Source organism: Paraburkholderia sp. XV (assembly GCF_020177535.1).
GTDB classification, from domain to species: Bacteria; Pseudomonadota; Gammaproteobacteria; order Burkholderiales; family Burkholderiaceae; genus Paraburkholderia; species Paraburkholderia caribensis.
Genome location: NZ_JAGUUD010000013.1, coordinates 1 through 25,716, shown reverse-complemented (window position 1 = coordinate 25,716; position 25,716 = coordinate 1). Strand labels below are relative to the sequence as shown.

At 64.3% G+C, this 25,716-nt stretch carries 22 protein-coding genes; 8 read left to right on the top strand and 14 right to left on the bottom strand.

The genetic code is table 11. The annotated features are described in order from the left end of the window. The first annotated feature begins 206 nt into the window (after positions 1–206). From KFO72_RS09785 to KFO72_RS09775, 3 genes are all read left to right on the top strand, one after another. Positions 207–1,859: an acetolactate synthase large subunit gene (locus KFO72_RS09785; RefSeq protein ID WP_054930001.1), complete on the top strand. Its 1,653-nt coding sequence runs from the start codon at positions 207–209 to the stop codon at positions 1,857–1,859. Positions 1,860–1,960: 101 nt separating this feature from the next. Beyond that, the gene (locus tag KFO72_RS09780) at positions 1,961–3,397 is read left to right on the top strand and encodes an aldehyde dehydrogenase family protein (protein ID WP_054930038.1); all 1,437 of its coding nucleotides are present in this window, start codon (positions 1,961–1,963) and stop codon (positions 3,395–3,397) included. A 449-nt stretch (positions 3,398–3,846) separates the two neighbouring features. After that, positions 3,847–5,304 carry a DEAD/DEAH box helicase gene (locus KFO72_RS09775; protein ID WP_060600149.1) on the top strand — a complete coding sequence of 486 codons (1,458 nt, stop codon included), beginning with the start codon at positions 3,847–3,849 and terminating at the stop codon, positions 5,302–5,304. A 104-nt stretch (positions 5,305–5,408) separates the two neighbouring features. Here the strand turns inward: KFO72_RS09775 and gluQRS are convergent, their stop codons facing one another. Both gluQRS and KFO72_RS09765 read right to left on the bottom strand, forming a co-directional pair. Beyond that, positions 5,409–6,302: a tRNA glutamyl-Q(34) synthetase GluQRS gene (gluQRS, locus tag KFO72_RS09770; protein WP_225031967.1), complete on the bottom strand. Its 894-nt coding sequence runs from the start codon at positions 6,300–6,302 to the stop codon at positions 5,409–5,411. 83 nt (positions 6,303–6,385) lie between these two features. Continuing rightward, positions 6,386–7,261: a sulfurtransferase gene (locus tag KFO72_RS09765; RefSeq protein ID WP_225031966.1), complete on the bottom strand. Its 876-nt coding sequence runs from the start codon at positions 7,259–7,261 to the stop codon at positions 6,386–6,388. Positions 7,262–7,545: 284 nt separating this feature from the next. Between KFO72_RS09765 and dnaE the strand changes: the two genes are divergently transcribed. Next, positions 7,546–11,115, top strand: a complete 3,570-nt coding sequence (dnaE, locus tag KFO72_RS09760; protein WP_225031965.1) for a DNA polymerase III subunit alpha — start codon at positions 7,546–7,548, stop codon at positions 11,113–11,115. Positions 11,116–11,184: 69 nt separating this feature from the next. Here the strand turns inward: dnaE and KFO72_RS09755 are convergent, their stop codons facing one another. Further along, positions 11,185–11,952, bottom strand: coding sequence for a glycosyltransferase family 2 protein (locus tag KFO72_RS09755; RefSeq protein ID WP_054930005.1), 768 nt, complete (start codon positions 11,950–11,952; stop codon positions 11,185–11,187). Positions 11,953–12,271: 319 nt separating this feature from the next. Here KFO72_RS09755 and msbA point away from each other — a divergent pair, with 319 nt between their 5' ends. From msbA to KFO72_RS09740, 3 genes are all read left to right on the top strand, one after another. Then, complete coding sequence (gene msbA / locus KFO72_RS09750; RefSeq protein ID WP_060600155.1) at positions 12,272–14,065, top strand: lipid A export permease/ATP-binding protein MsbA; 1,794 nt, start codon at positions 12,272–12,274, stop codon at positions 14,063–14,065. Positions 14,066–14,173: 108 nt separating this feature from the next. Continuing rightward, the gene (locus tag KFO72_RS09745) at positions 14,174–15,148 is read left to right on the top strand and encodes a glycosyltransferase family 4 protein (RefSeq protein WP_224100311.1); all 975 of its coding nucleotides are present in this window, start codon (positions 14,174–14,176) and stop codon (positions 15,146–15,148) included. A gap of 262 nt (positions 15,149–15,410) precedes the next feature. Continuing rightward, on the top strand, positions 15,411–16,685 hold the full coding sequence (locus tag KFO72_RS09740) for an O-antigen ligase family protein (protein WP_054930007.1): 1,275 nt from the start codon (positions 15,411–15,413) through the stop codon (positions 16,683–16,685). A 17-nt stretch (positions 16,686–16,702) separates the two neighbouring features. Here KFO72_RS09740 and KFO72_RS09735 read toward each other — a convergent pair whose 3' ends face one another. The 11 genes from KFO72_RS09735 to KFO72_RS09685 all read right to left on the bottom strand — a co-directional run bounded on the left by KFO72_RS09735 (position 16,703) and on the right by KFO72_RS09685 (position 25,286). Continuing rightward, the gene (locus KFO72_RS09735; protein WP_054930008.1) at positions 16,703–16,999 is read right to left on the bottom strand and encodes a hypothetical protein; all 297 of its coding nucleotides are present in this window, start codon (positions 16,997–16,999) and stop codon (positions 16,703–16,705) included. 130 nt (positions 17,000–17,129) lie between these two features. Further along, positions 17,130–17,300 carry a hypothetical protein gene (locus KFO72_RS09730; protein ID WP_167352343.1) on the bottom strand — a complete coding sequence of 57 codons (171 nt, stop codon included), beginning with the start codon at positions 17,298–17,300 and terminating at the stop codon, positions 17,130–17,132. Between the two features lie 163 nt (positions 17,301–17,463). Next, the gene (locus KFO72_RS09725) at positions 17,464–17,652 is read right to left on the bottom strand and encodes a hypothetical protein (protein WP_225031964.1); all 189 of its coding nucleotides are present in this window, start codon (positions 17,650–17,652) and stop codon (positions 17,464–17,466) included. Between the two features lie 75 nt (positions 17,653–17,727). Then, a complete protein-coding gene (gene rng, locus KFO72_RS09720; protein ID WP_054930010.1) occupies positions 17,728–19,197 on the bottom strand; it encodes a ribonuclease G in 1,470 nt (489 codons plus the stop codon). Positions 19,198–19,206: 9 nt separating this feature from the next. Further along, complete coding sequence (locus KFO72_RS09715; RefSeq protein WP_036003708.1) at positions 19,207–19,833, bottom strand: Maf family protein; 627 nt, start codon at positions 19,831–19,833, stop codon at positions 19,207–19,209. A gap of 160 nt (positions 19,834–19,993) precedes the next feature. Beyond that, the gene (gene rlmH, locus KFO72_RS09710; protein ID WP_007583432.1) at positions 19,994–20,464 is read right to left on the bottom strand and encodes a 23S rRNA (pseudouridine(1915)-N(3))-methyltransferase RlmH; all 471 of its coding nucleotides are present in this window, start codon (positions 20,462–20,464) and stop codon (positions 19,994–19,996) included. Between the two features lie 70 nt (positions 20,465–20,534). Further along, positions 20,535–20,993 carry a ribosome silencing factor gene (rsfS, locus tag KFO72_RS09705; protein ID WP_054930013.1) on the bottom strand — a complete coding sequence of 153 codons (459 nt, stop codon included), beginning with the start codon at positions 20,991–20,993 and terminating at the stop codon, positions 20,535–20,537. A 2-nt stretch (positions 20,994–20,995) separates the two neighbouring features. Beyond that, positions 20,996–21,736, bottom strand: coding sequence for a nicotinate-nucleotide adenylyltransferase (locus KFO72_RS09700; protein WP_082670328.1), 741 nt, complete (start codon positions 21,734–21,736; stop codon positions 20,996–20,998). A gap of 51 nt (positions 21,737–21,787) precedes the next feature. Further along, positions 21,788–22,720 carry an oxygen-dependent coproporphyrinogen oxidase gene (gene hemF / locus KFO72_RS09695; protein WP_054930015.1) on the bottom strand — a complete coding sequence of 311 codons (933 nt, stop codon included), beginning with the start codon at positions 22,718–22,720 and terminating at the stop codon, positions 21,788–21,790. Between the two features lie 279 nt (positions 22,721–22,999). Next, positions 23,000–24,283 (bottom strand): phosphoribosylamine--glycine ligase, encoded by a 1,284-nt coding sequence (gene purD / locus KFO72_RS09690; RefSeq protein WP_054930016.1) that lies wholly within the window; start codon positions 24,281–24,283, stop codon positions 23,000–23,002. A 274-nt stretch (positions 24,284–24,557) separates the two neighbouring features. Further along, the gene (locus KFO72_RS09685) at positions 24,558–25,286 is read right to left on the bottom strand and encodes a YebC/PmpR family DNA-binding transcriptional regulator (RefSeq protein WP_036003723.1); all 729 of its coding nucleotides are present in this window, start codon (positions 25,284–25,286) and stop codon (positions 24,558–24,560) included. A gap of 37 nt (positions 25,287–25,323) precedes the next feature. Here KFO72_RS09685 and KFO72_RS42465 point away from each other — a divergent pair. Beyond that, positions 25,324–25,716, top strand: a 393-nt coding sequence (locus tag KFO72_RS42465; RefSeq protein WP_412101769.1) for a hypothetical protein, incomplete at its 3' end; no start/stop codon positions are given.

Here is a 25,716-nt window from a genome sequence, read left to right as displayed (position 1 = left end):
CGGCTCGCCGCTCGCCGCGCATCCCCACCGCCTGCGCGTGAAGCAACACGTTTTCGCCTCCGGTAGTAAGCTGTGTGCCACGCACAGGCCGCGCCCCGTCTCGATGCATCGGCGCGGCTGTCATCGTCTCCGATCATCCTTGTCCGCGTGCCGCTGCATACGTCGCAGCGGCCCGGTCTGCGTTCGTTCGTCAAGCGAGACTCCCCATGAAAGCATCGGATCTGTTCGTCAAATCGCTGGAGGCTGAAGGCGTCGAGTACGTGTTCGGCATTCCCGGCGAAGAAAATCTCGATCTCCTCGAATCGCTGCGCCGCTCCAGAATCAAGCTCGTGCTGACCCGCCATGAACAGGCAGCGGGCTTCATGGCCGCGACCTACGGCCGTCTGACGGGGCGCACGGGCGTGTGTCTCGCGACCCTCGGGCCCGGCGCGACCAACTTCGTGACGGCCGCCGCATATGCGCAGCTCGGCGCCATGCCGATGCTGATGGTCACCGGCCAGAAGCCGATCAAATCGAGCAAGCAGGGCCATTTCCAGATCGTCGACGTGGTGCGGATGATGGAGCCCCTCACCAAGTACACGCGGCAGATCGTGTCGGTTGCCAACATTCCCGCGTCGGTTCGCGAGGCGTTCCGTCAGGCCGAGGAAGAGCGGCCCGGCGCGACCCATCTCGAACTGCCCGAAGACGTCGCGCATGAAGAGGGCGACGGCAAACCGATTCCAAAGAGCTACAGCCGGCGTCCCGTTGCCGAGGAAAAGGCGGTTGCGCACGCGGTGAAGGCGATCGTCGAGGCGAAGCATCCGCTGCTGATGATCGGCGCGGGCGGCAACCGCAAGACCACGCGCAAGATGCTGCGCGAATTCGTCGACCAGATCGGCATCCCGTTCTTCACGACGCAAATGGGCAAGGGCGTGATCGACGAATCGCATCCGCTGTGGCTCGGCAACGCGACGCTGTCGGACGGCGACTTCGTGCACCGCGCGATCGATCACGCCGACTGCATCATCAACGTCGGTCACGACGTGATCGAAAAGCCGCCGTTCTTCATGCGCGGCGCCGACGCGGGCGAGAGGACCGTGATCCACGTCAACTTTCTCGGCGCGGAAGTGGACACCGTCTACTTCCCGCAGATCGAAGTGGTCGGCGATATCGCCAACGCTGTCTGGCAGTTGAAAGAAGCGCTGCAAGGCAAGGGCGAGCATTGGGATTTCGCGCGTTTCAAGGAGATCAAGGAGCATTTCGAAGCGCATCTTGCGAAGGGCCAGCACGACGACCGCTTTCCGATGTACCCGGTGCGCGTCGTCCATGACGTGTACGAGACGATGCCCGTCGACGGCATCATCTGTCTCGACAATGGCATGTACAAGATCTGGTTCGCGCGCTATTACCGTGCGCACGAGCCGAACTCGCTGCTGCTCGACAACGCGCTCGCGTCGATGGGCGCGGGGCTGCCGTCGGCGATCGCGACCAAGATCGTTCATCCCGAGCGCAAGGTGATGGCCGTGTGCGGCGACGGCGGCTTCATGATGAACTCGCAGGAACTGGAGACGGCCGTGCGGATGAAGCTCGATCTTGTCGTGCTGATCGTGCGCGACGACGCGTTCGGCATGATCCGCTGGAAGCAGGAGAACATGAACTTTCCGGACTACGGAATGACGCTGAGCAACCCCGACTTCGTCGATTACGCGAAGAGCTATGGCGCGCAGGGGCATCGCGTCGCGTCGGCGGCGGAACTCGCGCCGCTCGTGCGTGAATGCTTCGCGACGCCGGGTGTGCATGTGATCGACGTGCCGATCGATTACTCCGATAACGAGCGCGTGCTCAACCGCGAGATCAAGCGGCTTTCGGCGCAGCTTTGAGCATTGCGCCGTCTTCGTCGGCGCGCGGCGCGGCCGCTGCGGAATGGTCCTTGCTGCCCGTGTTCGCTGCGCAAGCCGATTGCAATCAAGGAGAACGAGTCATGTTGCAGAAGAGCTACCCGTACTACCTCGCCAACGTCGCGGTCGCCGCGAACACCGATCTCGAAGTCACCGACAAGTTCAGCGGCGAAGTGGCGACGCGCGTGGCGCTCGCCGACGCGCAGGCCATCGACCGGGCGATCGGTCTCGCCGCCGACTCGATGCCCGCGATGCGCGCGTTCCCGCCGTTCAAGCGTCAGGCCGTGCTCGAACATTGCGTGAAACGCTTTCGCGAGCGCTTCGACGAGATGGCGATGGCGCTATGCATCGAAGCGGGCAAGCCGATCAACGATTCGCGCGGCGAGGTCACGCGGCTGATCGATACGTTCAAGGTCGCGGCGGAAGAGTCGGTGCGCATCGACGGCGAAATCGTCAATCTGGAAATCTCGCCGCGCGCCAAGGGCTATCACGCTTATGTGAAGCGGGTGCCGATCGGGCCGTGCTCGTTCATCTCGCCATTCAATTTCCCGTTGAATCTGGCCGCGCACAAGGTCGCGCCCGCGCTGGCGGCGGGCGTGCCGTTCGTGCTCAAGCCTGCGAGCCGCACGCCCATCGGCGCGCTGATCATCGGCGAAGTGCTGGCGGAAACCGACCTGCCGAAAGGCGCGTTTTCGGTCCTGCCCGCCCATCGCGACGGCGCCGATCTCTTCACCACCGATGAACGCTTCAAGCTGCTCTCGTTTACCGGCTCGCCCGCCGTCGGCTGGGAACTCAAGGCGAAGGCCGGCAAGAAGAAGGTGATTCTGGAGCTGGGCGGCAACGCCGCCGCGATCGTCGATGGCGACCAGCGCGACAAGCTCGATTACGTGGTGGACCGGCTCGCGTTTGGCGCGTTCTACCAGTCGGGGCAAAGCTGCATCGGCGTGCAGCGGATTCTCGCGCATGCGTCGCTGTACGACGCGCTGCGCGAAAAGCTGATCGCGAAGACGAAGTCGCTGAAGATGGGCGATCCGAAGGACGAAAAGACTTTCGTCGGGCCGATGATTTCGGAGTCGGAGTCGCGGCGCCTCGCGGGCTGGATGGAAAGCGCGGTGAAGGCGGGCGCGCAGATCGTCGCGGGCGGCAAGGTGGACGGCGCGATGTTCGAGGCGACGTTGCTGGAAAACGTCGGGCGCGACACCGATCTGTATCGCAAGGAAGCGTTCGGGCCGGTGGCGATCCTCGAAAAGTTCGACGACTTCAAAACGGCGCTCGCGACCGTCAACGACAGCGACTTCGGCCTGCAGGCGGGCATTTTCACGGATTCGCTCGCGCACGCGCATCAGGCCTGGGATGAACTCGAAGTGGGCGGCGTGGTCATCAACGATGTGCCGTCGTTCCGCGTCGACAATATGCCGTATGGCGGCGTGAAAGACTCGGGGCTTGGGCGCGAGGGCATCCGCTACGCGATCGAGGACATGACGGAGCTGCGGCTGATGGTCATGCGTGAAACGTGGTAAACGGGCCAACGTGAGCCGGGCGGCGTCGGGCGCAGGTCGGCGCGCTGTCACCAGATTGACTCGTTGCCCGTCTACGCTGCCCGCGTCGGCCGTGGTCCGTCCCTGCTTGAAACATGCCGTATTCATGACGGCGCGGGCGCGACAAGCAGAAACTCCGCGCACGCGCCATGGGTATTAGTGCCGAAGTGCTACAATACCGCCCTTTCCGGCGGATGTTTCCGCCGGCCGGAGCCGGCCGCATGCTTGCCGACACCCGCCGACGTTTGCGGCGCGAGTTCGGGCCTTGTGCGGAACGCCGTGGCTCCGCCTTCATCCTGATGTCCTGATGCCCTCCGCGGCCGCGGCCGCTGCAGAAGAAGCTGCAGAAACAATCTGAGCGGACGCCCCCGCGGCCGCCTTTGGCAACGCGCAAGCGGCAAAGCGCAGGCGCATTTTTAGCGAAAGCCACCATGTCCGACACAGCAACCACGCCTACCAACGCGACCTTCGACCAGTTCGGCCTGCATGCCGACATTCTCAAAGCCATCGCGGAACAGGGCTACACGACGCCGACGCCGATCCAGGCCGAGGCGATCCCAGTCGTACTGGGCGGCCGGGACGTGATGGGCGCCGCGCAGACCGGGACGGGCAAGACGGCCGGTTTCTCGCTGCCGATCATCCAGCGTCTGTTGCCGCTCGCCAGCACGAGCGCCTCGCCGGCCCGCCACCCGGTCCGCGCGCTGATCCTCACGCCGACGCGCGAACTCGCCGACCAGGTCGCCGCCAACGTGCAGGCGTACGCCAAACACACGTCGCTGCGCAGCGCCGTCGTGTTCGGCGGCGTCGACATGAATCCGCAGTCCGCGGAACTGCGGCGCGGCGTCGAAATCCTGATCGCGACGCCGGGACGGCTGCTCGATCACGTGCAGCAGAAGACAGCCAATCTCGGCCAGGTGCAGATTCTCGTGCTCGACGAAGCCGACCGGATGCTCGACATGGGCTTTCTGCCCGACTTGCAGCGCATCCTGAACCTGCTTCCCGCCGAACGTCAGACGCTGCTGTTCTCGGCGACGTTCTCGCCGGAAATCAAGAAGCTGGCGGCCACGTATCTGCGAAATCCGCAGACGATCGAAGTGGCGCGCAGCAACTCGACGGCGACCAACGTTACGCAGATCGTCTACGAAGTGGCCGAGGGCGACAAGACGGGCGCCGTCGTGAAACTGATCCGCGATCGCGGCCTCAAGCAGGTGATCGTGTTCTGCAACAGCAAGATCGGCGCGAGCCGTCTCGCGCGTCAGCTGGAGCGCGACGGCGTGATTGCCACCGCGATTCACGGCGACCGCACGCAGAGCGAACGGATGCAGGCGCTCGACGCGTTCAAGCGCGGCGAGATCGAGGCGCTGGTTGCAACGGACGTGGCGGCGCGCGGTCTCGATATTGCCGAGTTGCCCGCCGTGATCAACTTCGATCTGCCGTTCAACGCAGAAGACTACGTGCACCGGATCGGCCGGACGGGCCGTGCGGGCGCATCGGGCGACGCGCTGTCGCTGTTCAGCCCGAACGAGCGCAAGCAGCTTGCCGACATCGAGAAGCTGATCAAGCGGCCGCTCGACGTGCAGCGCCTGACCGTCGATACGCCTGTGCGTCATCATCACGACGAGCGCGGCGCGCGACGCGAACGCGACGATCGCGGCAGCCGCCGCCGTACGACGGGCGCGCACGAGCGTCCGGCGCACGGGACGCACCATCGTCAGCAACCTGTCGACGATTTCTTTCTGAAGCCGTATGAGCCGTCGCCTTCGGCGGTCTCGGCTGCCGCGAAGCGCGACGAAGCGCCCGCTGCGCCGCAGAAGCCTGCGTCGAAGCAGCCGCTCGCCGCGCTGCTGGGTGGCTTCGGCATGCCGCGCAAGACGACGCCCTCGAACTGACGTCGTGCCGCTGTTCGCGTGCTTGCGCGAATAGCGATGATCTCAAACGGAAACGGCGCCCTTGCGGGCGCCGTTTCTTTTTTGTGGCCAGTGCTGGGAAGGCGTCAGCGTTTGACGCGCTCCGACCAGGCGGCGATCGCTTCCGCGTAGAACGAATCCAGCGACTTCGCTGTTTGTGTCAGCTTCAGGCCGAGATGCAGCGCTGCGTCGGTCAACGCGACGAGCGGGTCGGTGGCGCTCAGCGGCAATGCGCCCGTCTGCTTGCTGAGTTTTTCGCCGTCGGCATTCGTCACGACGGGGACATGGAGATAAGAGGGCGTCGGCACGCCCAGACACTGTTGCAGGTAGATCTGCCGCGCGGTCGAGTCGAGCAGGTCCGCGCCGCGGACGATGTGCGTGATGCGTTGATCCGCGTCGTCGACCACCACGGCCAGTTGATAGGCCCATTGATCGTCCGCGCGGCGCAGGACGAAATCGCCGACTTCGGTGGCGAGATTCTGGGTTTGCCGGCCTTGCCAGCCGTCGTCGAAGGTCACGATGGCGGCGTCGCCGTCCGGCACCCGCAGGCGCCATGCACGCGCGGGCTTGCCGTTCAGGCCGTTGCGGCAGGTGCCTGGATAGGCGAGGGTCGTATGCCGCGCGTGCGCGCGTACGAGCGAATCGGCGATTTCCTTGCGTGTGCAGCCGCACGGATAGACGAGCCCCGTGGCTTGCAGGCGCTCGAACGCGTGCTGGTAGAGCGGCATGCGCCGGCTTTGCCAGACGGGCGGCTCGTCGGCCACCATGCCGAAGCGGGCGAGGGTATCGAGGATATCTTCCGCCGCGCCGGGAACGGTGCGCGGGCCGTCGATGTCCTCGACGCGCACGAGCCACGCGCCGCGATGCGCGCGGGCGTCGAGCCAGCTTGCCAGCGCGCTGACCAGCGAGCCGAAGTGCAGCGGGCCTGTCGGCGACGGCGCGAAACGGCCGCGATAGGGTGCTTCGGTAACGGTCGTCATGCGAGGGTATGGCGAGCGGCAGCGGCGCCGCCTATGCGCAACGGGTTCATGCGAGTAACGATGACGCGATGCGCGCGCCGCGATTACGCCGCTTGCGCCGCACCGACCTGCCGCTGCGCTTCCGGATGGCAGGATGCGCAGGTCTTGCCCGGCACGTAGAACGGCGACTTCTGGTCTTCCGGCGTGACGACGGCGCGGCAGCCGAAGCATTGGGTGGTCGCCGTCGGCTGAAGGTTCGGGTCGAGCGCGGTGCGATAGTCGAACACGAAACATTCGCCGTTGTAGTGCGCGCCGCCCACTTCCTCGAAATACTTCAGGATGCCGCCTTCGAGCTGATAGACGTTGTCGATGCCGACTTCCTTCATGTGGATGGCCGCCTTCTCGCAGCGGATGCCGCCCGTGCAGAACGACACGACCGTCTTGCCTTCGAGGTCCGCGCGGTGCTGCTCGATCACTTCAGGGAACTCGCTGAATTTCGTGATCCGATAGTCGAGCGCGTTATCGAACGTGCCGACATCGACTTCAAATGCGTTACGCGTGTCGAGCATCACGACGGGGCGCCCCGCGTCGTCGTGGCCGCGGTCGAGCCATGCCTTCAGCGTGCGGGCGTCGACGGCCGGCGCGCGGCCCAGTTCCGGCTGGATAGCCGGTTTTTTCATCGTGATGATTTCGCGCTTGAGCTTGACGAGCATACGGCGAAACGGCTGCTTCTCGGACAGGCTTTCCTTGAATTGCAGTTCGGCGAACTTGCCTTCGAACAGCGGGTCGTGGCGAACGTAGTCGATGAATTCGCGTACTTGCGGAATGTTACCGGCGATAAACAGGTTGATGCCCTCCGGCGCGAGCAGGATGGTGCCGCGCAGGCCGAGTTCGTTGCAGCGCGCGGTGACGAGCGGCCGCCATTCGACGGTTTTGTCGAGCGTCACGAACTGGTAGGACGAAAGATTCAGGATATTCATGCTGGTCCAGCGACAAAGCGCCATGCGCGGCGCGCGCATCAAGGGCGGGCGCAGCACGCGTACGGCAGAAAAATGGATTCGAACGCGTATTATCCCTCATCCTGGCAGTCGGCCCGCAATCCGCCGGACGGCATATTGACCTGCGTCGAAATAGCCGCACGGCCGACCCGCGCAAGCGCTCACGGCCATTGACAAAGGCCGGCGCGCGAGCCCGCCTGGCCGGGTGGCCAACGGGGGCGTTCGGACGCGCTTTGGCCGAAAAATTTCAGGAGGGCGGGGTTACAATGTCGCCCATGTCAGATCCCCGCTTCGTCCATCTCCGCGTTCACTCCGAATTCTCGATTGCCGATGGCATCGTGCGTATCGACGACGTCGTCGCTTCCGCTGCCAAAGACGGTCAGGGCGCGCTCGCGCTCACCGATCTCGGCAATGCATTCGGCCTCGTCCGTTTCTACCAGGAAGCCCGTGGCAAAGGGGTCAAACCCATTGCCGGCTGCGACGTCTGGATCACGAATCCCGACGACCGCGACAAGCCTTCGCGGCTTCTGTTGCTGGTCAAGAACAAGACCGGCTATCTGAATCTTTGCGAACTGCTGTCGAAGGCGTGGCTGACGAACCAGTATCGTGGGCGCGCGGAAGTGGACACCGCGTGGCTCGAAGGCGGGCTCGCCGAAGGGCTGCTCGCGCTGTCGGGTGCGCAGCATGGCGACGTCGGCATGGCGCTCGCGGCGGGCAACGAGGAAGCCGCGAGGCGCAACGCACAGCGCTGGGCGGCGATCTTTCCGAACGGTTTCTATATCGAACTGCAGCGCGGCGGCCAGCCCGGTGCGCAGGCGTATGTGCAGCAGGCGGTCGCGCTCGCGGCGTCGCTGAAGCTGCCCGTGGTCGCCACGCATCCGCTGCAGTTCATGACGCCCGACGACTTCACCGCGCACGAGGCGCGCGTGTGTATTTCGGAAGGCGACATGCTCGCGAATCCGCGTCGCCAGAAGCGCTTCACGACAGACCAGTATTTCCGCACGCAGGCTGAGATGGTGGAGATGTTCGCCGACATTCCATCGGCGGTGGCCAACACCATCGAAATCGCGAAGCGCTGCAATCTGACGCTCGAACTCGGCAAGCCGAAGCTGCCGCTGTTCCCGACGCCGGACGGCATGTCGCTCGACGACTACCTGGTGCAACTGTCGAAAGAAGGGCTGGAAAAGCGTCTGGAGCAACTGTTCCCGGAACAGGATAAACGCGACGCGCAGCGCGAAACGTATTACGCGCGGCTCGACTTCGAATGCGGCACGATCATCAAGATGGGCTTTCCCGGCTACTTCCTGATCGTCGCGGACTTCATCAACTGGGCGAAGAACAACGGCGTGCCCGTGGGGCCCGGCCGGGGCTCGGGCGCGGGCTCGCTGGTCGCCTACGCGCTCGGCATTACCGACCTCGATCCGCTGCGCTACAACCTGCTGTTCGAGCGTTTTCTGAATCCGGAGCGGGTGTCGATGCCCGACTTCGACATCGACTTCTGCCAGCACGGCCGCGATCGTGTGATCCAGTACGTGAAGGAGAAGTACGGCGCGGACGCCGTGTCGCAGATCGCCACCTTCGGCACGATGGCCGCGAAGGCGGCCGTGCGCGATATCGGCCGCGTGCTCGATCTCGGCTACATGTTCACGGACGGGGTCGCGAAGCTGATTCCGTTCAAGCCCGGCAAGCACGTCACCATCGCCGACGCGATGAAGGAAGAGCCGCTCTTGCAGGAGCGCTTCGACAACGAAGACGAAGTGCATCAGCTGCTCGAACTCGCGCAGCGCGTGGAAGGCCTGACGCGTAACGTCGGCATGCACGCGGGCGGCGTGCTGATCGCGCCCGGCAAGCTGACGGATTTCTGTCCGCTCTATACGCAGGGCGATGAAAGCGGCGTCGTGAGCCAGTATGACAAGGACGACGTCGAAGCCGTCGGCCTCGTGAAGTTCGACTTTTTGGGCCTGACCACGCTGACCATTCTCGACTGGGCCGAGCGCTATATTCGCCGTCTCGATCCGTCGAAGGAGAACTGGTCGCTCGCGCAGGTGCCGCTCGACGACCCGGCGTCGTTCTCGATCCTCAAGAAAGCGAACACGGTCGCCGTGTTCCAGCTGGAAAGCCGCGGCATGCAAGGCATGCTGAAGGACGCGCAGCCCGACCGCTTCGAGGACATCATCGCGCTCGTCGCGTTGTACCGTCCGGGCCCGATGGACCTGATTCCGAGCTTCTGTGCGCGTAAGCATGGCCGCGAAACGGTCGAATATCCAGACCCGCGCGTCGAGCCTGTTCTGAAAGAGACCTACGGCATCATGGTCTACCAGGAGCAGGTGATGCAGATGGCGCAGATCATCGGCGGCTATTCGCTGGGTGGCGCCGACCTGCTGCGTCGCGCGATGGGCAAGAAGAAGCCCGAGGAAATGGCGAAGCACCGCGAGATCTTCGCCGAGGGCGCGGCGAAGAACGGCCTGACACGCGAGAAGGCCGACGAGACCTTCGACCTGATGGAGAAGTTCGCGGGCTACGGCTTCAACAAGTCGCACGCGGCTGCGTATGCGCTGCTCGCGTACCACACCGCGTGGCTCAAGGCGCATCATCCCGCCGAATTCATGGCGGCCAATATGTCGCTCGCGATGGACGACACGGACAAGGTCAAGATCCTGTTCGAAGACTGCATCGCGAACAAGATGGCCGTGCTGCCGCCGGACATCAACATGTCCGCGTACCGCTTCGAGCCTGTCGCGGAAGCCGACGGCAAGCGTTCGCGCACGATCCGCTACGGTCTCGGCGCGATCAAGGGCAGCGGCCAGAACGCGATTGAAGAAATCCTGCGCGCGCGCGAGGAAGGCTTGTTCGTCGATCTGTTCGATTTCTGCAACCGGATCGATCGCCGCATCGTCAATCGCCGCACGATCGAAGCGCTGATTCGCGCAGGCGCGTTCGATTCCTTGCACGAGAACCGCGCCCAACTGATCGCGTCGGTGTCGCTCGCCATGGAAGCCGCGGATCAGGCGAGCGCCAACGCGATGCAGGCGGGCCTGTTCGATATGGGCGACGCACCGTCGCAGGGCCATGAACTGATCGACGAACCCGCGTGGCCGGAAAAGCGCCGCTTGCAGGAAGAGAAGACGGCGCTCGGCTTCTACCTGTCGGGCCATCTGTTCGATGCCTACAAGGACGAAGTGCGCCGCTTCGTGCGTCAGAAGATCGGCGAATTGAAGGAAGGGCGTGACAAGCTGGTGGCGGGCGTGATCGTGTCGCTGCGTACGCAGATGACCCAGCGCGGCAAGATGCTGATTGCACTGCTCGACGACGGCACGGGCCAGTGCGAAGTGACCGTCTTCAACGAGCAATTCGAGGCGCACAAGCAGTTGTTCAAGGAAGACGAACTGCTCGTCGTCCAAGGCCAGGCGCGCAATGACGCGTTCACGGGCGGCATCCGCTTTACCGTCGATACGCCGATGGACCTCGGCCGCGCTCGCACGCGTTACGCGCAAGCAGTGAAGGTGCAGATGAACGGCAACGCGAATGCGCTCGTGCTGCGCTCCGTGCTCGAAGCCTATCGCGCGAAGCCGGAAGACGCGGAAGTCGCTGCGCCGCCGGCCGCTGCGCGAGGCGGCGGGCGTGGCGGCTTCGGCGGCAACGGCGATTCGGGCGGGCGCGGGCAGCGGCAATCCGCGCCGATGCCGAACGGCCTTGCCGTGCAGATCGTCTATCGCAGCGACAACGCGGAAGGCGAAGTGCGGCTTGGCGATGCATGGCGCGTAAGGCCGACGGACGAACTGCTCGCCGCATTGCGCAGCGAGTTTTCGGGCAGCGCGATCGAGATCGTGTATTGATGCCGGTGCCGGGCGGCGGGTGTTGATGGTTGTCGATGAATCGAATCCGATTAACCGGACCGTCCGCGCTCAACGACCGGAAGCGCCCTCGCGGCCGAGTTGCGCAAGCTTCAGAAACCGGTAATACACGGTTTCCGCATTGAACATCGCGATCATGAAACCCGCCCGGCCGTCGAGAAATCCACGCCGCAAGAAATAGGTTCGCACGAACGCCCAGGCGCCTCGTGCGACGGCCTTGCCGAAGCTGCCGCGTTGACCTGCCGCATGCCGCTGTTGCGCGCCCGCCGTCGAATACGCGTCGAGCTTGCGCAGCACCGCCTCGAAGTCTTCGTACGAGTGGTGCATCAGCTTGCCTTCCAGCCGCTTTGCGGGCGAATCGAACACGAGCCGCTCGTGCACGAGGTCGTCGGAGAAGCGCGCGGCGCCGCGTTTGAAGAGGCGCGGAATCCAGTCGGGATACCAGCCGCCGTGGCGCACCCAATGTCCGCAGAAGGCGGACAGGCGGTCGACTGCATAGACATCGGCGGCGGGCGCGGCGAGCACGCCGGCAATCGACACGGCCAGTTCCGGCGTGACGATCTCGTCGGCGTCGATCGACAGCACCCAGGCCGTGCCGAGCGCATCCAGCGCGCGGTTCTTCTGCGGGCCGAAGCCGGGCCAGTCGGTGTGTGTCAGCACGCGCGCGCCGTGTGCGCGGGCGATCTCGACGGTGCGGTCGGTGCTGCCGCTGTCGACGACGACGATCTCGTCGGCGAATGCGACGGCGCGCAGGCATTCGTCGAGGCGGAGCGCGGCGTTCTTCGTGATGAGCGCGACGCCGAGTGTGGGTTGTGTCATGCGAATGGATGCCGGGAGAGACGGCGCACGGTCCGCCCCGCCTGCTGCCGGGGTACCGTCGCCCAACGAAAGTTGCGCAAGTATATACACAGCGGCGCACAGCGGGATGGCGGCCCGCGCCTGGCGCCGGCCCGTGGCGAACGGGCGCCTCAGCCCGTTTCGCCCGCACCGCGCCGTGAAAATCTGCAAACGCGTGGATTTCCAATCATTTAGCCGCGTCGGGATGGCATGCCGAACGGTTTACAATGTCGCATTCGCAATCCGCCCCAGGGGCGGCCTACGGGTGCCGTGAAGCGCGCCCGCATTCTCAGAGGAAGTCTTGAGCGCCAAGCCAACGTTAAGCAAGCCCATCGGCTCCCGTGAAGCAACGTCGACTGTCGTCGTCCTGCGCCGGCTGTGGCCGTATGTGAAGCCGCTCATCTGGACCGTTGTCGCCGCCATCCTCACGATGGGCGTCGTCGCCGCCACCGAGGCGGGGATTCCCGCACTGCTCAAGCCGCTGCTCGACCACGGCTTCGGCGCGCACAGCAGCGACAGCGCGAAATGGTTCGTGCCGCTCGCCATCATCGGCCTCGCGCTGTTGCGCGGCGTCACGCAGTACGCGTCGGGCTATCTGCTGTCCTACGTGTCGAACCGCATCCTGCTGGATCTGCGGCTGACCATGTTCAACCGGATGATACACAGCAGTGTTTCGTTCTTTCAGCGCGAGACGGCCAGCACGGTCATCAACGCAATCGTCTTCGAGGTCAACCAGATCCTGAACGTGCTGATCGGCGTGATGGTGACGCTCGTGCGCGATTCGCTGACGGTCGTGTTCCTGCTCGGTTACCTGTTCTACCTGAACTGGCGCCTGACGCTGATCGTCGCGGTGCTGCTGCCGGGCATCGGCTGGCTGGTCGGCAAGATCAACCGCCGGCTGCGTCGCCTGAACCGCGAGCATCAGACGCTGACCAACGAGTTGTCCTATATCGTCGAGGAGACGGTAGGCGGCTACAAGGTCGTCAAGGTGCACAACGGCGAGCGGTACGAGATCGACCGTTTCACGGAAATGAGCAAGCAGCTGCGCGGCTATTCGATGCGCATGACGGTATCGGGCGGCCTCGCGCAGCCGCTGACGCAGTTTCTGGCATCGATCGCGCTCGCGGTCGTGATCACGATTGCCGTCGTGCAGTCGTCGCACGACCAGACTACAGTCGGTGGCTTTGTCGCGTTCGTCACGTCGATGTTGCTGATCATCTCCCCGCTCAAGCATCTGATGGACGTGAATCAGCCGTTGCAACGCGGGATGACGGCGGCCGAACTGATCTTCGGACTGATCGACGAGCCGTCGGAGCCGCCGGGCGGCGGGCGCAAACTAGAGCGTTCGACGGGCGAGGTCGAATTCCGCGACGTGTCGTTCAGGTACGGCGCGAGCGGACCGATGCAGCGGCAGACGCTCGATAGCGTGTCGTTCAAGGTCGCGCCCGGTGAAATGGTCGCGCTGGCCGGCCCATCGGGCAGCGGCAAGACGACGCTCGTGAACCTGCTGCCGCGCTTCTTCGATCCGAGCGGCGGGCAGGTGCTGGTCGACGGCGTCGCGTTGCCGGAGTACGACATTCATGAATTGCGCAGCCAGATCGCGATGGTGAGCCAGGACGTCGTGCTGTTCAACGATACGATCGCGAACAACGTCGCCTACGGGCAGACGGCCGACGCCGAACGCGTGAAGGCGGCCTTGCATGCGGCCAATCTGTGGGACACGGTGGCGGCGATGCCGAACGGCATCGAGACGCTGATCGGCGACAACGGCATGATGCTGTCGGGCGGCCAGCGCCAGCGTCTCGCGATCGCACGCGCGGTGTACAAGGACGCGCCCATCCTGATTCTCGACGAAGCCACGTCTGCGCTCGATTCCGAATCCGAGCGCCACGTGCAGGCCGCGCTCGAAACGCTGATGAAGGGCCGCACGACGCTCGTGATCGCGCACCGGCTGTCGACCATCGAGCGCGCGGACCGCATCCTCGTGCTCGACGCGGGACGCATCGTCGAGCGAGGCAGCCATCGCGAACTGCTCGCGCAGAACGGACTGTACGCGCATCTGCATCGCATCCAGTTCCAGCAGCATGCGGCGTGACGACCGTGTGACCTCACGATAGAACGCCCGCGCGGCCCTGTGCCGCACGCGGGCGCGCCCGCCGCTGCGATGCGTGCGATGCAGCCGGCGACCACTCAGACAGTTGGCATGATTCACATCTTCAACGGCTTTCACAATCCGAACGGCGGCAGCGAGCAGGAGGCACTGCGCCTGTACGAGCTGCTGCACGGCAGGGGCGACGTGCAGCTCTGGAGCACGTCGTCGCGGACGTCCGAGGAACTGTCGGCGGCCTTTCCGATCCGCCGGCTCGCGCCGCTCAAGGGCAGCGTGCCGCGCGGCGGCACGTATGTGTTCGTCGGTGCCCATTGGCGCAACCGGGCGTGGCCGTATTTCGCGGCCCGCCCCGAGCGGCTCGTGTACGTGTTCAATACGTTTCATCCGAAGCTGCTCGCGCTGACGTCGACGCCGCCGCCGCTGTTGCGCTGGCCCGCGACCGAATTCGTGCTGATTTCCGCGTTTCAGTCCCGGCTGTTGGGCGTGAAGGGCGAGATCCAGCCGTCGCCGATCGATATCGGCCGCTTTGCGCCACGCGTGCGTGACACTCGCGCGCAACCGGTAATCGGCCGTCTGAGCCGAGATACGGCTGACAAGCATCATCCCGACGACATCGCCGTGTACAGGACCCTTGCTGAGCGCGGCTGCAAGCTGCTGCTGCAAGGCGCGACGACGCTGGCGGCGGCATTGCCGCAAGACGACGCGATCCGTCTGTTGCCCGAGGGCGCGATGGCCGCGCCGGACTTTCTGCACGAGCTCGATATCTTCTACTACCGCACGGGCGAGCACGTCGAGACGTTCGGCCGTGTGGTGCTCGAGGCGATGGCGTGCGGTTTGCCCGTCGTGTGCCACCGGCACGGCGGCTACGCCGATGTTGTGCGGCATGGCGAGAACGGGTATCTGTTCGATACATCCGAAGAAGCGCTGGCGATACTTGCCGAACTCGTTGCGCAGCCGGCGTTGCGCGCGAAGATCGGTGCTGCCGCGCGCCGGACCGTCGAGGAACTGTATTCCCCAGCGGCGCTCGATGCCCGCAGCGCGTTCTATCTGCGCGGCGCCACGCGATGACCTTCCGCGCCTTACGGCCGCTTGCGTGGCGCGCGGGCGTGAAACCAAATCGCATGGCGGCCATGAGATGATGGCGATGGCGTGACCCGTCGACGGGGCACGGACGCAGGCAGAAGCGGGTAGAACAGGTAGAAACAGGCAGGATCAGCAGGATCAACAAGATCAACTAAAGGCACCGGCTGAAGAAACCGGGCCATCGACGCAGCGAGCCCTTGGTCCGAGGCTACGCGAGCGCATTTCGTCAATGAGAGTTGAAGCATACATGCAACACGCTACAAGAGATTCGTATCCCCTGATCCTTGCGCGAAGTTTCGCGCTCATCGCGCTGTTTGCCGTGCCGTTGTCGACGGCCGGCGTCAATATCGCGGCGACACTGTTTGCGGTGTGCGCGCTGCTGTCGCCCGAAGTGTGGCGCAACTGGCGCTCGCTGTTCACCGACCGTGTGTGCGTCGCGGCGCTGCTGCTCGCTGCCGCGCTGACGCTGAGCCTTGCATGGACGACGGCGGACCGCGTGCACGCGCTGGACTTCCTGATGAAGTACCGCAAGCTGATCTATTTGCCGCTGCTGATCCTGACGTTCCGCGATTGCCGCACGACCGCGTGGACGACGGTCGCGAAGTGGGCGCTTTTTAGCGCGCTGACGCTTTTGCTGCTGCTGTCATGCTCGAATTACTTCGGCTGGACGTCCATTGGCTCGTGGCACTCGAATACCGATCCGATCCGCAGGGCGTGGGTCTTCAAGGACCATATCGCCGCGGGCATCATGATGGCGCTGCTGTTTTACCTGGCGCTGAGCTTCGCGAAGCAGTCGCGCGCGCGGGCCGCGAAGGTGGCGCTCTACGTCGTCGCGCTGCTGGCCATCGTCAACGTGCTGCTGATGATGCAGGGGCGCACGGGCCAGATCATCGCGATTCTTTTCATCCTGATTTACGTCGTGACGTACTTCACCTCGCTACGCGGCGTGAAGCCGTGGGTCCGGTGGGGGAGCGGCGCCGTGCTGGTGGCCATTGCGGGCAGTCTCGTGTACGCGGCGCTGCATTCGCACGGTTCGCGGCTCGCGGAAACGAACGACGAAATCAGCGCATACGAAACGTCCAACAAGAACACGTCGATGGGCGTACGCATCGTGTTCTACCGGCGCAGCCTTGAATTACTGGCTGAGCGCCCGATCATCGGCCACGGCGTGGGCACGGTGCAGGACGAGTTCGACGCATACGCGCGCAACAACACGGGTGCCGCCGCGGCCACGGCAGGCAATCCGCACAATGAATTTCTGCTGATGGGCGTTCAGTTGGGCGCGGTCGGCATTGCGCTATTCGTGTTTCTGCTCGTGCAGATCGGTCGGACCGCGATCGAATTGCGCGAGCCGGCGCGCACGATCGTGTTCGCTTATCTATTCGCTTTTACGATCGGCTGCTTTGCGAACTCGCTGTTGCTCAACTTTACCGAAGGGAATCTGTTTATCTTCCTCATCGGCATTTTCTTGAGTTGTCGTCGAGGCACGCCTTCGCAGACGGAAGAGCGCCTCGGCAGGTAAGACTGATTCGACCCGGCTCAGACGCCGCTCGTCACCAGCGACAGCACCGACAGATCCGGATGCGTGCCTTCAATAATGCTCTTGCCGACGTGCACGGCTTCATAGGTCGCGTCGTCGAGTGTCTTAAACGATTCTTCTCCATCCGCGTGAAATGTCACCGTGTGGCCGGGCGCTTTCGGGTCGGCGCCAGGATGGCACACGTAGCCGATGTACGTGTAGCGTTCGCTGCCGTCTTTCAGTGACGGCGCGACGTGAATCTCGAAGCCTTCATAGTCGACTTTTTGCCAGTTCAGGGTTGCGGCTTCGTCGGGCATGATTGCCTCCGTGCGGACGGCGCCGTCGGCGGCCTGACGATGATGGGCGACGTCGACGCTTGCCGTGTGTCGTGCGCCGCGGCGCGCGGCGCGATTCGAGACGAGGTGAAAAGGGATTCAGTGCCGGGATTCAGTGCCGGTGGCGCAGGCGCTCCCACCATCGATGCCCGTCGTAACGGCCCGACATTGCGTCGCGGATGTGATGAAGGTGATGCTCGCGCCGCAATTGATGCGACAGCAGCGTCGCTATGACCGCCAGCACGACGATGCCGACCACGATGCCAACCATTGATTCAGCCATGGCTGCCTCCGTCTATTGCAACTGCATATCGAAAGTCTAGCTGATTTGCCGGAACAGGGCGGACGGCGGATGGCCCGACGTCACGCCCGATCAATCTCTGTAACCTCTACTCGGAAGTGATTGAAATTTCGTATCGCTTCGCGATGCGGGATGCATTGATGAGTCAGTTTTCGTCGTCGGAAAGCAGCGCTTCGAGCCCGAAAAGCCACGCAAGGCCGAAGGTCAGCAGGCCCCCCGCCGAGCGCTTCGGTAACGTGCTTTTCTCGTGAGACGCCGGGCGGTAAAGCCCGTCGTAGCAAGGGTTAGGTAGAGCTGTCTGGTCGTCGTTGTATTCGTATTGTTCGGAGCGCATGTCGCCTCCCGCGTGCGGTGTGATCCTCTGACAGCAATCGGCGTGCCATCAGAGGTGCGCGGAAGAGGTGGCGAATCACATCAGCACGATGTCGTACTGCTCCTGACTCAGATTCGACTCGACCTGCAATGAAACCGGCTTGCCGATGAAATCAATCAGCATGGCCAGATGCTGGGATTCTTCTTCGAGAAACAGATCGATCACCTGCTGCGACGCGACCACGCGAAACTCGCGCGGATTGAACTGGCGGGACTCACGCAGAATTTCCCGCAGCACGTCATAGCACACGGTACGCGCCGTCTTCACCTGCCCCTTGCCCTGGCAAACAGGGCAAGGCTCGCACAATACATGCGCAAGCGACTCACGCGTACGCTTTCGCGTCATCTCGACGAGCCCGAGCTGCGAGAACCCGTTCACCGTCACGCGGGTGCGGTCGCGTGAAAGTGCCTTCTTGAGTTCGTTGAGCACCTGATCGCGATGCTCGACGTTTTCCATATCGATGAAGTCGATGATGATCACGCCGCCCAGATTGCGCAGCCGCAACTGACGCGCGATGGTATGCGCCGCTTCGAGATTGGTCTTGAAGATCGTGTCGTCGAAATTGCGCGCGCCGACGTAGCCGCCCGTGTTGACATCTATGGTCGTCATCGCTTCCGTCTGGTCGATCACCAGATAGCCGCCCGACTTCAGATCGACACGCCTCGACAACGCGCGCTGGATTTCCGTCTCGATGTTGTACAGATCGAAGAGCGGACGCTCGCCCGTGTAGTGATGGAGCTTCGACGACACCGCAGGCGTGAACTCGGCCGCGAACTCCGCGAGCATCTGATACGTCTCGCGCGAATCCACCTGAATGCGCGTGGTCTCGTCATTGACGAAGTCGCGCAGCACGCGCTGCGCGAGATTCAGGTCCTGATAGAGCAGGCTCGTGGGCGGCATGCGCTGCCCTTGCGAGAGTATCGTTGCCCATGTCTTGCGCAGATAGGCGACGTCAGCGGCAAGCTCTTCGCTCGACGAGTCTTCGGCGATGGTGCGTACGATGTAGCCGCCTTTCTCGTCGACGGGCAACACCGATGTCAGACGCGCACGCACAGCTTCGCGCTCGGCTTCGCTTTCGATCTTTTGCGAAATGCCGATATGCGGTTCCTGCGGCAGATAGACGAGCGTGCGCCCGGCGATGCTCACCTGCGTGGACAGCCGCGCGCCTTTCGTGCCGATCGGGTCCTTGACGACCTGGACCATCAGCGTTTGCCCTTCGAAGACGATCTTCTCGATGGGCTGATGCGGCACCTGCTGTTGCGTGTCGCCCGCGAGCCGCGGATGCCAGATATCGGCAACATGTAGAAACGCGGCGCGTTCCAGACCGATATCGATAAACGCGGACTGCATGCCCGGCAGCACCCGCACCACCTTGCCGAGATAGACATTGCCGACGCGCCCGCGTGACAGCGTGCGCTCGACGTGAAGCTCCTGCACTGCGCCCTGCTGGACCAACGCTACGCGCGTCTCCTGTGGCGTAACGTTAATCAGGATTTCTTCGTTCATGGTGTTGTTTTAGAAGTCGATGCGCGCCGCACGTAGAAGGGCAGCGGTTTCAAACAATGGCAAACCCATGATACCTGAATAGGACCCGTCGATATGCTCGATAAACTCCGCCGCGCGCCCCTGAATGCCATATGCGCCCGCCTTGCCGAGCGGCTCGCCGCTTGCTGCGTAACGGCGCAGCGCATCGCTTTGCACTGCAGCAAAGCGCACGCGCGATACCGATAGCGCGGGCGCGAGCAGTTCGCCGTCTGCATCGACGACGGCCACGGATGTCAGCACTTCATGATCGCGGCCCGCGAGCCGAGTGAGCATGGCGACGGCGTCGTCGGCATCGATCGGCTTGCCGAGAATCGCGTCGTCGATCGTGACGGTTGTGTCGGCAACGAGGATGGGCGCATTCGCGTGGCCGCCCGCGACCAGCCGCGCGCGCGCCGCATGCGCCTTCGCGACGCACACGCGCATCACGTAGTCGTGCGCGCGCTCGCCGGGCAACTCGGCTTCGAGCGCTTCCGCGTCTTCGTCGGGGCGCGGCAGCAGCAGTTCGAAACGCACGCCCAATTGCGTGAGCAACTCCTGGCGGCGCGGGCTTTGCGACGCGAGATAGACGAACGGAAAGACAGCGGACTGATTGGACATGGATCGGCTTTAAAGAAACGGGAGACGCGGCTCGGCAAAGGCGCAAGCCAACGAAAGCGTTGAGCGTAACAGATGACGCAGACGGTTCAACCTGGCCATTCGGCCAGGTTGTGCAGGGCGAGGGACAGCGGGAAGATGAAGGTGTGTTCAGACCCGGAGTTCAGGCCCGATGATACGGATGATTCTGCGTGATGGTCCACGCGCGATACAGTTGTTCGGCAAGCAGCACACGGACCATCGCGTGCGGCAGCGTCAGGCTCGACAGACGCAGCAGCATGTCCGCGCGCGCCTTCAGTTCGGGGTCGAGCCCGTCTGCACCGCCGATCAGAAACGCGACATCGCGCCCATCCTGTTGCCACGAGGGCAGGGCGTTGGCGAGCTGCATCGTGGTCCAGTCCTTGCCGCGTTCATCGAGCGCGACGATGCGCGCGTTCTTCGGCAACGCGGCTTCGATTTTCTGGCGCTCTGCGGCCATCACGCTTTCGGCCGAGCGGCCAGACGAACGCTGCTCCGGCTTGAGTTCGCGCAATTCGATGCGCAGCTCGGGCGGCATGCGCTTCGCGTACTCGTCGAAGCCCGTGGCGATCCAGTCGGGCATCTTGTGGCCAACCGCGACGATATGCAGTTTCATCGTCAGCCTCGCGCCTGGTCGGCACCGCCCGCAGCGGCAAGCGCGAATCCCTTGATGGACAGCGGCACGCTCACGAGCGGCGGCGGGCAGGTGCCTTGCGCGCGGGACGCGCGACGGGTGCATCTTCCTCTTCGTCCTCGTCGTCGAACGGCTCTGACGGACGGGCGCCGCCGAACGGGTTCGGCGTCGACAGCTTCACGCGCACCGGCTTGTCGCCCCAGATCTCTTCGAGGTTGTAGTACTGGCGCAGGGCCGGCTGAAGGATGTGCACGACGGCATCGCCGCAGTCCACCAGCACCCACTCGCCGATGTCTTCGCCCTCGGTGCTGATGATGTCGCCGCCCGCTTCCTTGACCTTTTCGCGCACGCTGGACGCAAGCGCCTTGGTCTGGCGGTTCGACGTGCCGCTCGCGACGATCACGCGGTCGAACAGTTCGGTGAGGTGGCTGGTGTTGAACACCCTGATGTCTTGCGCCTTGACGTCTTCGAGTCCGTCGACGATCGCGCGTTGCAGCTTGCGTATATCCATGGTTACCGATGTTGGTACAGATGATGTTGAACAATATAGTCCCACACAGCAGTGGGGACATGATCTGGTGCGGACTGCACTTGCACGGCAGCGCCGCTTGCAGAGGCGTCCGCATCGTTTTCGAACCACGCGCGCAGATGCGCGCGGATGTCGGTGGCCGACACGTCCAACGCAAGCGACGTGTCGATCAGCAAATGCCCGGCGGGTGTCGCCCGCAGCGTGCCGGCTTGCGCCGCGCGCTGCGCGATGGCTGCCGCGACGGGAGCCGGCACGGCCGTCACGTCGAAGCCCGGGCGTGTCGCGGCGGCGATATGCGCATAGTCGAACAGACGCTGCCAGTCGCGCCACGTGTCGAGCCGCACGAGCTGGTCGGCGCCGATCAGAAGCGAGATCGACGCGTCCGCGCCTTCGCGCTCGCGCCAGCGCCGCAGCGTTTCGACCGTATAAGTGGGGCCGTCGTGCTCGATTTCATCCGTGGCGACGCTGACGGTCACGCCCGGCAGCGTCAACGATGCAGCGGCCGCGCGCGTCATGGCGAGCCGGTCTTCGGCCGCCGATACATCCGCCTTCTGCCACGGCTGGCCAGCCGGCATCAGCACGAGTTCGGTCAGATCGAGCGCCTCGGCGAAACGTCGCGCGAGCGCGAGGTGGCCGTCGTGGATCGGGTCGAACGTGCCGCCGAGTATGCCGATGCGTCGGCGCAATGCCCGTTGAGGTGCGACGGATTGAGCGGTCGGATTCAGTTGCGGTTCCTTTGCCTGTCAGTAAAAGCGGGTAGCGCGCGACGGGTCGCGTCAGACCCACTCGCGCGGAACGAGAAAGTCGCTGGTCAGGCGCGCCTCCGGCGTGCCCGGTTCGGGCTGCCAGTTGTAGCGCCAGTTTACGACAGGCGGCATCGACATCAGGATCGATTCCGTGCGGCCGCCGCTTTGCAGCCCGAACAGTGTGCCACGGTCGAAGACGAGGTTGAACTCGACGTACCGGCCGCGCCGGTAGGCCTGGAAGTCGCGCTGGGCCTCGCCGTACGGCATGTTGCGGCGTTTTTCGACGATGGGCAGATAGGCGTCAAGAAACGCGTCGCCGACGCTCTTGACCATCGCGAACGACTGGTCGAAGCCAGGCTCCGCGTAGTCGTCGAAGAAAATCCCGCCGATGCCGCGCGGCTCGTTGCGGTGCTTCAGGAAAAAATAGTCGTCGCACCAGCGCTTGAAGCGCGGGTACAGATCGTCGCCGTATGGTTGCAGCGCATCGCGGCAGACGCGGTGAAAATGCTGCGCGTCTTCTTCGAAGCCATAGTAGGGCGTCAGATCCATGCCGCCGCCGAACCAGAACACGGGCGCTTCGCCTGCTTTCGTCGCGACGAGCAGCCGCACGTTCATGTGGACCGTCGGGCAGTACGGGTTGCGCGGGTGCAGCACCAGCGACACGCCCATCGCCTCGAATCCGCGCCCCGCCAGTTGTGGACGCAGCGCGCTGGCCGAGCCGGGCAGCGCGTCGCCTTGCACATCCGAGAAGCCGATGCCCGCGCGCTCGAAGAACTGGCCGTCTTCCAGAATGCGCGTGCAGCCGCCGCCACGCAGCTTTTCACCGGGCGCGCGCTGCCAGCTGTCGGTGGCGAGCGGCGTGCCGTCGAATGCGCCGAGCGCGTCGGCGATCCGCGTCTGCAGGCCTTGCATCCAGCTGCGGACCGTCTGGGTATCGTGGGCGTCGTGAATCGAATCGGTCATGGTGTGTGGGGCGCGGCAGGTATGGAACACTGGCGCGGTCGGGTCTCGATGGGACAGATAAGGCGTGCTGCGATGTCGGCGGGGGAGTGGGCGGCTTGCGTCTGCGCGGCTGCCGCCGTCCGCGAGCGGCCGGGCGCGCTCCGCTGCCCGCAACCGCGCATCTCTGCCGGCAAATCCAAGTGTAGCGCCGGCGCGGCCAACTGGCCCCGAAGGGCCGTGTCGTGTGTTCGGGACGGGGGCCCGAACGCCGCGCCGGAAAGCGCTTTCGCGCGGAAAGCGTCAGCTCTGGCCGTGCTTGCGGTTGGCCGCCCGATAACCGATGTCGCGGCGATACTGCATGCCGTCGAACGAAATATGGTTAATCGCCTCGTACGCAACCGACTGCGCGCTGCGCACCGAGTCAGCCAGCCCGACCACGCACAGCACGCGTCCGCCCGTCGTCGTCAGCTTGCCGTCCACCAGCGCCGTGCCCGCATGGAACGTCACCGCGTCTGCCGTTTCGACGGGAATGCCGCTGATGAAGTCGCCCTTGCGCGGCGCGTCCGGATAATTGTGCGCGGCGAGCACGACGCCGAGCGCCGTGCGACGGTCCCATTCCAGTTCCACCGTATCCAGCGTGCCCGCGATTGCCTGCTCGACGACCTTCGAGAAGTCGCCCTTCAGGCGCGCCATGATCGGCTGCGTTTCCGGGTCGCCCATCCGGCAGTTGAATTCGAGCGTTTTCGGGTTGCCTTGCGCGTCGATCATCAGGCCGGCGTACAGGAAGCCGGTGAAGCGGATGCCTTCCTTCTCCATGCCGCGCACGGTCGGCAGGATGATTTCGCGCATCACGCGTGCGTGCAGTTGCGGCGTGACGATGGGCGCGGGCGAGTAGGCGCCCATGCCGCCCGTGTTCGGGCCCTGATCGCCGTCCAGCAGCCGCTTGTGGTCCTGGCTCGACGCCAGCGGCAGCACGTTCATGCCGTCCACCATCACGATGAAGCTCGCTTCCTCGCCCGCCAGGAACTCTTCGATCACGACGCGCGCGCCGGCATCGCCGAGCTTGTTGTCCGATAACATCATGTCGACGGCGTGATGCGCTTCTTCGAGCGTTTGCGCGACGACCACGCCCTTGCCGGCCGCAAGGCCGTCGGCCTTGATGACGATGGGTGCGCCCTTGGCGTCGATGTAGGCGTGCGCGGCAGCCACGTCCGAAAAGGTTTCGTATTCCGCTGTCGGGATAGCGTGGCGCTTCATGAACGCCTTCGCGAAGTCCTTCGAGCTTTCGAGCTGCGCCGCTTCCTTCGTCGGGCCGAAAATTTTCAGGCCACGCGCGCGGAAGATGTTGACGATGCCCGCCGCGAGCGGCTGCTCCGGCCCGACCAGCGTGAACGCGATCTGCTCTTTCTCGACGAAGTCGGCGAGCGCGTTCGGATCGGTGATGCCGATATTGAGCAGACGGTCGTCCTGCGCGGTGCCGCCGTTGCCAGGCGCGACATAGACGAGCTGCACGCGTGGCGACTGCGCGAGCTTCCATGCGAGCGCATGCTCGCGACCGCCGGAACCGACGACGAGTAACTTCATGTGATTCCCCGAATGCTAAAAACCGTGAACGGCCCGCGCAGCGGCGCGAGCCGTGGATATCTACCTTCGCACAACGCGAACGCGTTGCCTGTGAGACAGGCCACAAAGCCGGGCCATGTGGCGGGAAAAGCAGAGAAATACGCCGCGAACGACGCGCCCGTGTGAATGCCCGAACGGCCGTGCGGCGAGCGCAGGAAGGAGCGCAGCGACTGCCCCGTCTTTGAAGGGAACCGGGATGGGAACCCTGATCGGGGCGGCGCGCTCACTTGCCGCCTCACTCGTCGGCGATGGCCGCGTTCGTGTAGACCTCTTGCACGTCGTCCAGATTTTCCAGCGCGTCGAGCAGCTTTTGCATCTTGACGGCGTCGTCGCCCGTGAATTCGACTTCCGTTTGCGGCTTCATCGTCACTTCCGCGACTTCCGCCTTGAAGCCGGCGGCTTCGAGCGCGGACTTGACCTTCGGGAAGTCGTTCGGCGGGCAGACTACTTCGATGCTGCCGTCTTCGTTCGTGACGACGTCGTCGGCGCCCGCTTCGAGGGCGGCTTCCATCAGCTTGTCTTCCGGCGTCCCGGGCGCGAACAGGAACTGGCCGACGTGATCGAACATGAACGACACCGAGCCGTCCGTGCCCATGTTGCCGCCGAACTTCGAGAACGCGTGGCGCACTTCCGCGACGGTGCGGGTGCGGTTGTCGGTCATCGTGTCGACGATGATGGCCGCGCCGCCGATGCCGTAGCCTTCGTAGCGGATTTCCTCGTAGTTCGCGCCATCTACGCCGCCGACGCCGCGCTGGATCGCGCGGTTGATGTTGTCCTTCGGCATGTTGGCGTCGTACGCCTTGTCGACGGCGAGCCGCAGGCGCGGGTTCGAGTCGATATCGCCGCCGCCCATGCGGGCCGCGACCTGGATTTCCTTGATGAGCCGCGTCCAGACCTTGCCTTTCTTGGCATCGGCCGCTGCTTTCTTATGCTTGATGTTGGCCCATTTCGAATGACCCGCCATACCTTTCTCCGTCGCGCGCGCCAGCGGGGCGCACGCATTGTGCAATTGTCGTTGCGTTTGTCGGGCGTGGCGGATGTGCGCTCGCGCCCCGATGTCAGTCTGGTCGCACCCTGGAATGCTGTGGCTTGCGCGCCTGTTCGGCGGCGCGTCGGGAATGACGCTGTGCAAGCGTCGAAAGATCGACGGAATCGGCCATCGCAATGCCGGTGGTGGGTGTGCTGCCCGTTCGGTGGGCAGACCGAGATTTTATCATGGGCGGGGGTGGCCGCAGGGGCCATGGGGTTCGGGTTTGGTTTTTTGGTTTTGGTTTTGGTTTTGGTTTGCGCTGGCATCCGGGGTTTGCTTTTGCTTTCGCTGGCATCCGCGAATTGTTAGCGTGCTTCATGCGTCGCCCCTGTGCGGGGCGGCACCTACTTTTCTTTGCCGCCGC

Bases quoted from the DNA above. Each gene is read 5' to 3' on its own strand.
- KFO72_RS09785 (WP_054930001.1), top strand. From the start codon at position 207: ATGAAAGCATCGGATCTGTTCGTCAAATCGCTGGAGGCTGAAGGCGTC.
- KFO72_RS09780 (WP_054930038.1), top strand. From the start codon at position 1,961: ATGTTGCAGAAGAGCTACCCGTACTACCTCGCCAACGTCGCGGTCGCC.
- KFO72_RS09775 (WP_060600149.1), top strand. From the start codon at position 3,847: ATGTCCGACACAGCAACCACGCCTACCAACGCGACCTTCGACCAGTTC.
- gluQRS (WP_225031967.1), bottom strand. From the start codon at position 6,302: ATGACGACCGTTACCGAAGCACCCTATCGCGGCCGTTTCGCGCCGTCG.
- KFO72_RS09765 (WP_225031966.1), bottom strand. From the start codon at position 7,261: ATGAATATCCTGAATCTTTCGTCCTACCAGTTCGTGACGCTCGACAAA.
- dnaE (WP_225031965.1), top strand. From the start codon at position 7,546: ATGTCGCCCATGTCAGATCCCCGCTTCGTCCATCTCCGCGTTCACTCC.
- KFO72_RS09755 (WP_054930005.1), bottom strand. From the start codon at position 11,952: ATGACACAACCCACACTCGGCGTCGCGCTCATCACGAAGAACGCCGCG.
- KFO72_RS09745 (WP_224100311.1), top strand. From the start codon at position 14,174: ATGATTCACATCTTCAACGGCTTTCACAATCCGAACGGCGGCAGCGAG.
- KFO72_RS09740 (WP_054930007.1), top strand. From the start codon at position 15,411: ATGCAACACGCTACAAGAGATTCGTATCCCCTGATCCTTGCGCGAAGT.
- KFO72_RS09735 (WP_054930008.1), bottom strand. From the start codon at position 16,999: ATGCCCGACGAAGCCGCAACCCTGAACTGGCAAAAAGTCGACTATGAA.
- KFO72_RS09730 (WP_167352343.1), bottom strand. From the start codon at position 17,300: ATGGCTGAATCAATGGTTGGCATCGTGGTCGGCATCGTCGTGCTGGCG.
- KFO72_RS09725 (WP_225031964.1), bottom strand. From the start codon at position 17,652: ATGCGCTCCGAACAATACGAATACAACGACGACCAGACAGCTCTACCT.
- rng (WP_054930010.1), bottom strand. From the start codon at position 19,197: ATGAACGAAGAAATCCTGATTAACGTTACGCCACAGGAGACGCGCGTA.
- KFO72_RS09715 (WP_036003708.1), bottom strand. From the start codon at position 19,833: ATGTCCAATCAGTCCGCTGTCTTTCCGTTCGTCTATCTCGCGTCGCAA.
- rlmH (WP_007583432.1), bottom strand. From the start codon at position 20,464: ATGAAACTGCATATCGTCGCGGTTGGCCACAAGATGCCCGACTGGATC.
- rsfS (WP_054930013.1), bottom strand. From the start codon at position 20,993: ATGGATATACGCAAGCTGCAACGCGCGATCGTCGACGGACTCGAAGAC.
- hemF (WP_054930015.1), bottom strand. From the start codon at position 22,720: ATGACCGATTCGATTCACGACGCCCACGATACCCAGACGGTCCGCAGC.
- purD (WP_054930016.1), bottom strand. From the start codon at position 24,283: ATGAAGTTACTCGTCGTCGGTTCCGGCGGTCGCGAGCATGCGCTCGCA.
- KFO72_RS09685 (WP_036003723.1), bottom strand. From the start codon at position 25,286: ATGGCGGGTCATTCGAAATGGGCCAACATCAAGCATAAGAAAGCAGCG.